Origin of the sequence: Thauera sp. 2A1, from assembly GCF_009469595.2 — a bacterium.
GTDB lineage: Bacteria > Pseudomonadota > Gammaproteobacteria > Burkholderiales > Rhodocyclaceae > Thauera.
Genome location: NZ_SSXV01000005.1, coordinates 250,506 through 258,862, shown reverse-complemented (window position 1 = coordinate 258,862; position 8,357 = coordinate 250,506). Strand labels below are relative to the sequence as shown.

The window sequence follows — 8,357 nt, the reverse complement described above, 5'->3', positions numbered from 1 at the left end:
GGTCGAGGTAGCGGTGCGTCCAAAATCGCCGCAGCGCTGGCATAAGAGGTGCCCGAAATGAAAACCCGCCTCCTGAAGACCCCGGATCTGCCCTCACAGACGCTTGGCTGGGCCTCGAACACCCCACCGCACCTGCGCATCGCGCGCCACTGGGTCTCATCGCATGTCAGTTACTCGGCTTGCGGAAATCAAATGCTTCTCAGGCTCTGAGAGGTGGGCCGGCAACCAAGGCCGGTTCGAAGAACTGACTGCGTCGAGCCGAGCTGACGACGATCACGCCTCGTAAGCCGTCAGCACCACCTCCGCCGCCGCATCGCGCAGCGGGATCAGCGCCTGATAGGCGGGCGACTTGAACCAGCTCTCGAGCGCGTCGGTGCTCGGGAAGCGCAGCACCACCACGTCGGCGTGCGGGCACTGGCCGGCGAGGGCGGCGAACTGCTTGCCGCGGAACACCGGCTCGCCGCCCCAGGGGCCGAAGGTCTCGGGAACCTTGCTGCGGTACTCGGCCCACTTGCCCTCGTCCTTCACTGCTATCTGCCCCACCACGTATGCGATGCCCATTGGGTGTCTCCTTGCGGTGTTCTCCGCGCGATGTTCGATGCGCTCAGCCCTTCTTGCGCATCATGCCGAGGAAATCCTGCGCGATGAAGTCGAAGCGCCGGTCGCCGATCTCGAAGCGCATGTCGCGGCCGAAGAAGCCGTTGACCTCGGCCGCGTCGAGCGGCTCCAGCGCCTGCCGGGTTTCGGTCACCAATGCCTTCAGGCCGGCAGCGGCATGCCGGCCCTGCACACGCCGGTACCCGCGTCAATTGTCGGCGAAGTTGTGGAAGATCTTCTGCAGCGACTGCATCAGCGACTTTCTTTCCGCCGCAGACATGCCTTCATAGCCGCGCGCGAAGACCTTCTGCGTCGCCTGCTCGATGCGCGCCGCCAGCTCCTCGCCCCTGGCGGTGATCAGCACGTCGGTGACGCGCGCATCCTCGGGGTTGGTGCGCGTTTCCACGAGCCCTTCGTCGCGCATGCGCTGCACGATGCGGGTCAGCGTCGACATCTTGATGATGGTGTGCCGCGACAGGTCCGAGACGCTCGCCGTGCCGTGCAGCCGCAACATCAGCAGCACGCGCCGCGTCGGCATGTCGGTGCCGAGCTTCTTCAGCACCCTCTCCATCTCGACGACGTAGATCGCGTGAGCGTGGGCAAGCCAGTAGAAGGGAAACTCCTCCTGCGAGAATTCGTGGGCTCCGTCGGAGGATGGGGCGACTTTCTTTTCCGGCATGACAGGCAGGGTTGGGGAACATGGGCCGCGGCGCATTGCGCGGCTGCCGACTATAAAGCAGAAATCGCCCCCTGCCTGCCATTCCGCTCATGTGGCGGCAACGATGGAGTGCCCCGGAAGCACGGCTTCAAGGGGATGCGCAGACGCGCGCATCGGCTCCGGCGCCGCCCCCATCGTTCGGGGGCGGCAGCGTGCCATCACTTCACCAGGGTCCAGGCGCCGTTCGACACGGTGATCAGCTCGCGGCCGCGTGCGTCGAAGCCGCTGTGGTCGGCGGGCGTCATGTTGTACACGCCCTGTGTGGCCGGCATTTCCTTCGTCTGCTCGAGCGCGTCACGCAGCGCCGAACGGAACTCCGGGGTGCCCGGCTTGCCCTTGGCCAGCGCGACGGGAATCGCCTTCTCGAGCAGCAGGCCGGCGTCGAACACGTTGCCGCCGAAGGTCGCCGGCGTGGCGCCGTACAACTTTTCGTAGGACGCGACGTAGTTCCGCGCGATGGTCCTCGACGGATGCGTCTCCGGCACCTGGTCCAGCACCAGCATCAGGCTGGCGGCGAGGATGGTGCCGTCGACCTTCTTGCCGCCAAGCTTCAGGAAGTCGGGCAGCGCTGCGCCGTGGGTCTGGTAGAACTGGCCCTTGTAGCCACGCTCGACCAGCGCGAGCTGCGGCAGCACCGCCGGCGTGCCCGGCGCGGCGATCAGCACCGCGTCCGGCCTGGCGCCGATCACCTTCAGCGCCTGCGCGGTCACCGAGGTGTCCTGGCGCTGGAAGCGCTCGTCGGCGACGATCCTGATGCCCTTCTGCGCCGCGCCCTCGGCGAAGACCTTGGCCCAGTTTTCGCCATAGGGGTCGCCGGTGCCGATGAAGCCGACGGTCTTCACGCCGGTCTTCGCCATGTGCTCGAGCAGGGCTGCGGCGATCAGGCCGTCGTTCTGCGTGGTCTTGAACACCCACTTCTTCTTGTCGTCCATCGGCAGCACGACGGCCGCGGTGCCGACCGGCGCCAGCAGCGGCACGCCGGCCTCGGCGACGAACTGGATCACCCCCATCGCGTTCGGCGAGCCCGACGGCCCGACGATCGCATCCACCTTGTGCTCGCTGATGAGCTTCTTGACCGCGACCACCGACGCCGTCGGATCGCTGCCGTCATCGAGCGCGATGTATTCGATCGTCTGCCCGCCGGCCTTTGTCGGCATCAGCGCGACGGTATTCTTCTGCGGAATGCCGACCATCGCAATCGGGCCGGTGGACGACGAAATGACGCCGACCTTGACCTGCGCGAAGGCGGTGCCGACGGACAGTGCAGCGATCACAACGGAACCCGCGAGATGCTTGATTTTCATGGAATGTCTCCTCTGTTTCTGGGAATGACTGCACGATACGAACAGGGCTGCTGGCAAACCTGGGCTCGTTTCACTGCCCGTTTAAAAATCTATATTCATGTGATTTATCACATTTTTAAGCCAAATAGCTCACATGTGCGGCCAGATCGGCGCAAAGCCGCGTGCTGCCGGCGCGCCGCAGCTGCGATCAGGACGAGCGCATCAGCGTCCGAGCGACTTTGCGGTGACGCCCTTCATGCCGAAATCGGTATTGGCGACATCGAAGATCATGACGCGCACCGGGTCGGGAGGAATGGCCAGCGTGTCTTCGACAACGCGCGTCAGGCTGCCGATCAGCGCCTCCTTCTGCGCGTCGCTGCGCCCGGCGATCAGGAAGACATGCACCGTCGGACCGCCCGGCTGACCCGCCAATTCATCCGCGGTCAGCAGATCGCCGCCGACGCAGATGTGGGCGCGCGGCAGCTCGACGAGGAAGATGCGCACCGACGGCCGCGGCGCGGCGATGCTGTCGACCACCGCATCGGTCATGCGCCGCAGCAAGGTGGACTTCTGCGCGGCGCTGTAGCCTTCGACGAGATAGACGTTCAGGTTGGGCATGGACGGCTCCGGGGTTCAGGCGGTGACGACGTCGGCATCGCCGACGCCGTGGTAGCGGCGCGCAAAATACACCAGGCCGTCGCTCGCCCCACCCCGGCGGATGGCCTCGACCTCGCAGAAGAACACGCTGTGCGAGCCGAACTCGGCGGTATGCACGATGCGACAGTCGAAGCTCACGAGCGCATCGTCCAGCGCCGGACTGCCGGTGTCGAGCGCCTGCCAGCCGACGCGCGCGAAGCGCTCGTCCATGGTCACGTTGCGGTCGGCGAACAGGCCCGACAGGGACTGCTGGTCGGAGGCGAGCACATTCACGCACAGCGTGCCGTTGCCGGTGAACATCGGATGGGCATAGGAGCCGCGGTTCATGCACACCAGCAGGGTGGGCGGCTGGTCGGTGACGCTGCTCACCGCAGTGGCGGTGAAGCCGGCCTGCCCCTGCGGACCGCCGGTGGTGACGACGGTGACGGCGCTGGCGAGCATCGCCATGCCGTCGCGGAAGGCGTTGATGTCGACCATGATGGGCTCCTTCTCTCTGTGTGGGTGGGCCGGATTCAGATGTCCAGCACCAGGATGTCGGTCCTGGCGCGCGAGCAGCACAGCAGGATCTGGTCGTTGTCGGCCTTTTCCTCGTCGGTGAGGAAGATGTCGCGGTGGTCGGGCACACCGTCCAGCACGTTGCACAGGCAAGTGCCGCACACGCCCTGCTCGCACGACACCTGGACCTTGATGCCCACCGTGGCCAGCGCCTCGACGATGCTCCTGCCCTCCTCGACACGCACGGTCTTGCCGCTCTTCTTCGCGACGACGTCGAAGGCGGCGCCGCTGGAGTCGGTGTCGACCTGGAAGTATTCCTTGTGGATCTGCGCCTCGGCGAGACCCAGGCGGCGCCCCTCGGCGATGACCCAGTCCATGAAGCCCGACGGCCCGCACACGTACACATGCGTGCCCGGCGCGGCCTTGCCCAGCACCGCGTCGAGGTTCAGCCGCTGTTCGTCGGCGCCATCGTCGAAGTGCGGATGCACGCGGTCGCCAAAGCCGCCGCTGGTGAGCTCGTCGAGGAAGGCGCAGGACGCGCGGCTGCGGCCGCAGTAGTGCAGCTCGAAGGACTTGCCGGCATCGTCCAGCGCGTGCGCCATCGCGATCATCGGCGTGATGCCGATGCCACCGCCGACCAGCACGGTGTGCGGCGCCGCCATGTCCAGCGGGAAATGGTTGCGCGGCACGCCGATGCGGATTTCGGTGCCCTCCGTCAGGCGCTCGTGCGCCGCGACGGAGCCACCGCGCGATTTCGGGTCCTTCAGGATGCCGAGGCGGTAGACGCTGCGATCGCCCGGTTTGCCGGCGAGCGAGTACTGACGCACCAGGCCCTCGCCCAGATGCACGTCGACATGGGCACCGGCCTCGAACGGTGGCAGCGGCGCGCCTTCGACACTGGCCAGGTCGAGCACCAGCACCCCGTGCCCCTGCTCCTCGCGTCGCCGCACGACGACCTTGATCGTTTCCTCTGACATGACACCACCTGCTCTCTGCCGGGGCTGCTGCATGGCACGCCCCTGGTTGTTGACCGACGTTTGTGGCGGGCTGAAGCCCGCCCTACGAGGCTTCGTTCCGGGCTCGCTCAGCGCATGAAGAGGCCGCCGTTCACATCCCAGGTTGCCCCGGTGGTGAAGTCGGCCTCGGGCGAGGCCAGCATCACCACCAGATCGGCGACGAACTTCGGGTTGCCGAGGCGGCGCACCGGAATGCCTTCGATCAGCTTCTCGAGCCGGTCGGGCGGCACCAGCGCGCGCACCGAGGGCAGCTCCATCGGCCCCGGCGCGATGGCGTTGACCGTCACGTTCGACGGCGCCAGCTCGCGCGCGAAGATCTTGCTGAGGGTGAGGATGGCGCCCTTCGACGACCCGTAGTGCGCCCCCGACGCGGTGCCGCCGTTCTGCCCGGCGAGCGACGCGAGGTTGACGATGCGGCCGTAGCCGGCCGCCGCCATGTGCGCGCCGAACACCTGGCAGCCGAACAGCGTCCCGCGCAGGTTGACCGCAAGCACCTGGTCGAACTCCTCGGCGGTGATCTGCATCACCGGCGTCGCCTTGGTGAGGGCGGCATTATTCACCAGAACATGCACCGCATCCCACTGCCGCAGCACCGCGGCGAGCGCCTGCTCGAAGTCTTCCTTGCGCGTGACGTCGAGCTTGAGCCCGAGCGCGGTGGCGCCGCTGGCGTCGAGCCGGCCGGCCGCCTCGCGCGCCAGCGCCTCGGTGCAGTCGGTGACGACCACCTTGTAGCCCGCCGCGTGCAGCTGCCCGGCGATGATGTTGCCCAGGCCCTGCGCGGCTCCGGTAACGAGGGCGACCTGCGACATGGCCGGCTCCTTACAGGATGTAGCCGATGCCCTGCAGGGTATCGGTCGAGTTGATGAGGCGGACCACCTTGCGCCGGATGAGGAAGCTGCCGCCGCTGCGCACCAGCTCGAAGCTGACGTCGGCGGTGTAGTGCTTGAGCACGTCCTTGCGGAACTCGCGCAAGTTCTGCGCGCAGCGCACGGTCACGTTGGTGCCGTCGTTGGACAGCACGCGGAAGCGCGACACGTCGCGCACCGTGCGCGGCACTGGCGAGGTCGAGATCGACTCGCCGCTGCCCAGCCGCGCGACGCGCTTCTCGCGCATCTCGGCGTTGTCGTAGGCGTAGTTAAGCGTGTTGGCGAAGTCGGTCTGCTCGGGGTCGATCGGCACGATGTAGAGGCCGTCGGGCGTCCACGATTCGAGCCACTGCGCGTACTCGCCGTGGTCCAGCATGTCGGCTTCCTGCCAGATGAAGGCGGCAACCTGGGTGATCAGTTCGGTGTTCATGTGCATGTCTCCGGGTCAGGCGGTCATCAGTTTTTTCCACTGCTGGTAGGCGGCGCGCATGCCGGTCTCGGCACTCACGTCGCTCGCCCGCCCGTCCGGCGTCGGCTTCTCGCCCGCCAGGCCGCGGTTCAGCATGATCCACAGGTCCTTGCCCGCGCTCGCGCCTTTCTGCACCCGCTCCCAGGCTTCGGAGTCGTCCGGGGTACCGAAGCCCATCGGTCCCTGGAAGTGCTCGTGCAGGCGCAGCCGCGCCTGGTTGGCGACCTGCGGACCGCCGTCCATGGTGATCACCGCATGGTGGATCTCGGTCTCGTTCACCGAGATCGGCTGCAGCACGCGGAAGAAGGCCATCGAGCAGGCGATGTTGGGGAAGATGTTGAGGTTGAAGCCCGAACCGCCGACCGCGCGCACGATGCGGCGCACTTCCTGGTCGGCATGGCCTTCGGCGCGCAACTCTTCGGCCAGTTCGGCGAAGCGCGCGGGGATGGGCGCGTCGAGGTTTTCCTCGAGGTCGATCAGTTGCGGGATCATCACCATCACGCTGTGGCCGTTGCCCAGGTCTTCCACATAGCCGGAGCCGCCGACGAAGTCGAGCATCTCCTCGGTCTGCTTGTCGACCGAGCTGAGGAAGGACTTGTGCACCAGCGGGAAGTGGTAGGCGTCGGTGGTGTTCTCGAGCTGGATCTTCCAGTTGCCGGGGAAGCGGAAGCGGTGCTCGCCCGCGACCTTGATCGGGTAGCCGGCGCCCTGCTTCATGAACAGGTCCATCCACTTCTTCGCCGGGCCGAGGTAGTCGACCAGCGGCTCGATGTCGTTCTTCATCGTCGCGAAGATCATGCCGGCGTATTCCTCGACACGCAGGCTCACCAGGCCGAGCTCGCCTTTCTCGAGCTGGTCGGCATAGCTCTCGGGATGCGGCACGCCGCGCAGGGCGCCGTCCAGCGAATAGCTCCAGCCGTGGTAGGGGCAGACGAAGCTGCTGGTCTTGCCCTTCTTGCCTTCGCACACGGTCGCGGCGCGGTGGCGGCAGCGGTTGAGCAGCACATGCACCTTCTGCTTGCGGTCGCGCACGACGATCACCGGCTGCACGCCGATGTAGGTGTTCTTGTAGCTGCCGGCCTCGGGGATCTCGCTGGCGTGGGCGACCCACACCCAGGTGCTGGAGAAGACCTTGTCCATCTCCTGCTCGAAGATCGCGGGGTCGGTGTACAGCGAGGTATGAACGCGGTCGGCCTGGACCCGGTCACCCAGGGTGAGCGCGTGCTGCGCGTCGGTCTTGTTCGTCATGATCTGTCCTTTTGCTTGGACCCGGGACGGGCCCGGATCAGTTTCATTCGTGGTTCAGCGCGGCACAGGCAGCGCTTCGGGCTGGTTCCAGGCGTCGATCGGCCGGCTGAAGAGGTTCTCGGTGCGGAAGTGCGACATCCGCCACACGCCCTTGCTGCACTCGAAATCCACCGTGAGGCGCGCGGCGTTCAGGTGCGAGGCGCCGCTGGCGAAGGTGGAGGTCTGCAGCATCACCCAGCTGCCGGTGGCGGCATCGGCGGCGTGCAGCTCGATCAGCTCGGAGGTCAGGAAGTGCACGTTGAGCGCGAAGTGGGCCGGCTCGGTCATGTACTTGCCGAGCATGGCGCGGATCGCGGCGCGGCCCACCAGGCGGCCGAAGGTGCCCTTGTACTTTTCGCCGATACCTTCCCAGATCGCGTCCTTGGCGAACAGGCCGGCCAGCTCGTCCAGCGGCGTGCGCGCATCGAGCGCGTCGCACAGCACCATGTAGCGGTTCATGCAGGCGCGGATGGCGTGCTCGGCCTCGAAGCGGGCGAGACGGGCCTCGAGGCGGCGCAGCTTCTTGCTGTCGGACATGGCCGGGGCTTCCTGTGCGTGTGCCGGATCAGTCCGGAATCACCAGCTCGCGGCCGATGCGGGCCTCGACACGCATGTACTTCCACAGCTTGCAGGTGCCGTCGCCCACCGGGGTGACGCGGAAAAGGTTGCAGGCGGCGGTCACGGTATCGTAGTCGGGCACGTCGGCCAGCACGTAGGTGGTCCACGGGAAGGCCACCGAGGGGCCGACCATGATGCGGTCGTCGTCCATGTTGCCGAGCACGCGCACGCCGGGCAGGCGGGCGATACCCTGCATCATGGCCACGAAGGCCGCCCACACGTCCTTCATCTCGTCCGGCGTGCCATCCATGAAGTTCTGGTTCACGCCCATGCAGAACAGCACGCGCAGGGGGGTCTTGTCGCTCATATCTCGCTCCGTCTGAGTGGTGGATTCGGGTCGAATCGGGTTGG

At 66.7% G+C, this 8,357-nt stretch carries 12 protein-coding genes; all 12 read right to left on the bottom strand.

What is annotated here, in order from left to right; translation table 11 throughout:
• Positions 1 to 273: 273 nt before the first annotated feature.
• Complete coding sequence (locus GH664_RS07295) at positions 274 to 561, bottom strand: DUF1330 domain-containing protein (RefSeq protein WP_153167379.1); 288 nt, start codon at positions 559 to 561, stop codon at positions 274 to 276.
• A 43-nt stretch (positions 562 to 604) separates the two neighbouring features.
• A complete protein-coding gene (locus tag GH664_RS07290; RefSeq protein WP_153167378.1) occupies positions 605 to 751 on the bottom strand; it encodes a hypothetical protein in 147 nt (48 codons plus the stop codon).
• Positions 752 to 805: 54 nt separating this feature from the next.
• Complete coding sequence (locus GH664_RS07285; protein ID WP_153167377.1) at positions 806 to 1,276, bottom strand: MarR family winged helix-turn-helix transcriptional regulator; 471 nt, start codon at positions 1,274 to 1,276, stop codon at positions 806 to 808.
• A gap of 197 nt (positions 1,277 to 1,473) precedes the next feature.
• Complete coding sequence (locus GH664_RS07280) at positions 1,474 to 2,619, bottom strand: ABC transporter substrate-binding protein (protein ID WP_153167376.1); 1,146 nt, start codon at positions 2,617 to 2,619, stop codon at positions 1,474 to 1,476.
• A gap of 201 nt (positions 2,620 to 2,820) precedes the next feature.
• Complete coding sequence (locus GH664_RS07275; RefSeq protein WP_153167375.1) at positions 2,821 to 3,216, bottom strand: tautomerase family protein; 396 nt, start codon at positions 3,214 to 3,216, stop codon at positions 2,821 to 2,823.
• Positions 3,217 to 3,231: 15 nt separating this feature from the next.
• Positions 3,232 to 3,732 carry a flavin reductase gene (locus GH664_RS07270; RefSeq protein WP_153167374.1) on the bottom strand — a complete coding sequence of 167 codons (501 nt, stop codon included), beginning with the start codon at positions 3,730 to 3,732 and terminating at the stop codon, positions 3,232 to 3,234.
• A 35-nt stretch (positions 3,733 to 3,767) separates the two neighbouring features.
• A complete protein-coding gene (locus tag GH664_RS07265; protein WP_153167373.1) occupies positions 3,768 to 4,727 on the bottom strand; it encodes a PDR/VanB family oxidoreductase in 960 nt (319 codons plus the stop codon).
• Between the two features lie 107 nt (positions 4,728 to 4,834).
• Positions 4,835 to 5,575 carry an SDR family NAD(P)-dependent oxidoreductase gene (locus GH664_RS07260; protein ID WP_153167372.1) on the bottom strand — a complete coding sequence of 247 codons (741 nt, stop codon included), beginning with the start codon at positions 5,573 to 5,575 and terminating at the stop codon, positions 4,835 to 4,837.
• A 10-nt stretch (positions 5,576 to 5,585) separates the two neighbouring features.
• Positions 5,586 to 6,062, bottom strand: a complete 477-nt coding sequence (locus tag GH664_RS07255) for an aromatic-ring-hydroxylating dioxygenase subunit beta (RefSeq protein ID WP_153167371.1) — start codon at positions 6,060 to 6,062, stop codon at positions 5,586 to 5,588.
• 15 nt (positions 6,063 to 6,077) lie between these two features.
• Entirely contained in the window at positions 6,078 to 7,349 is a 1,272-nt protein-coding gene (locus tag GH664_RS07250) for a Rieske 2Fe-2S domain-containing protein (RefSeq protein ID WP_153167370.1), read from the bottom strand.
• Positions 7,350 to 7,403: 54 nt separating this feature from the next.
• Complete coding sequence (locus GH664_RS07245) at positions 7,404 to 7,925, bottom strand: nuclear transport factor 2 family protein (protein ID WP_153167369.1); 522 nt, start codon at positions 7,923 to 7,925, stop codon at positions 7,404 to 7,406.
• Between the two features lie 28 nt (positions 7,926 to 7,953).
• Entirely contained in the window at positions 7,954 to 8,313 is a 360-nt protein-coding gene (locus GH664_RS07240) for an IacB protein (RefSeq protein ID WP_153167368.1), read from the bottom strand.
• Between the last annotated feature and the right edge of the window lie 44 nt (positions 8,314 to 8,357).

Bases quoted from the DNA above. Each gene is read 5' to 3' on its own strand.
- GH664_RS07280 (WP_153167376.1), bottom strand. From the start codon at position 2,619: ATGAAAATCAAGCATCTCGCGGGTTCCGTTGTGATCGCTGCACTGTCC.
- GH664_RS07285 (WP_153167377.1), bottom strand. From the start codon at position 1,276: ATGCCGGAAAAGAAAGTCGCCCCATCCTCCGACGGAGCCCACGAATTC.
- GH664_RS07295 (WP_153167379.1), bottom strand. From the start codon at position 561: ATGGGCATCGCATACGTGGTGGGGCAGATAGCAGTGAAGGACGAGGGC.
- GH664_RS07260 (WP_153167372.1), bottom strand. From the start codon at position 5,575: ATGTCGCAGGTCGCCCTCGTTACCGGAGCCGCGCAGGGCCTGGGCAAC.
- GH664_RS07275 (WP_153167375.1), bottom strand. From the start codon at position 3,216: ATGCCCAACCTGAACGTCTATCTCGTCGAAGGCTACAGCGCCGCGCAG.
- GH664_RS07240 (WP_153167368.1), bottom strand. From the start codon at position 8,313: ATGAGCGACAAGACCCCCCTGCGCGTGCTGTTCTGCATGGGCGTGAAC.
- GH664_RS07255 (WP_153167371.1), bottom strand. From the start codon at position 6,062: ATGAACACCGAACTGATCACCCAGGTTGCCGCCTTCATCTGGCAGGAA.
- GH664_RS07265 (WP_153167373.1), bottom strand. From the start codon at position 4,727: ATGTCAGAGGAAACGATCAAGGTCGTCGTGCGGCGACGCGAGGAGCAG.
- GH664_RS07250 (WP_153167370.1), bottom strand. From the start codon at position 7,349: ATGACGAACAAGACCGACGCGCAGCACGCGCTCACCCTGGGTGACCGG.
- GH664_RS07245 (WP_153167369.1), bottom strand. From the start codon at position 7,925: ATGTCCGACAGCAAGAAGCTGCGCCGCCTCGAGGCCCGTCTCGCCCGC.
- GH664_RS07270 (WP_153167374.1), bottom strand. From the start codon at position 3,732: ATGGTCGACATCAACGCCTTCCGCGACGGCATGGCGATGCTCGCCAGC.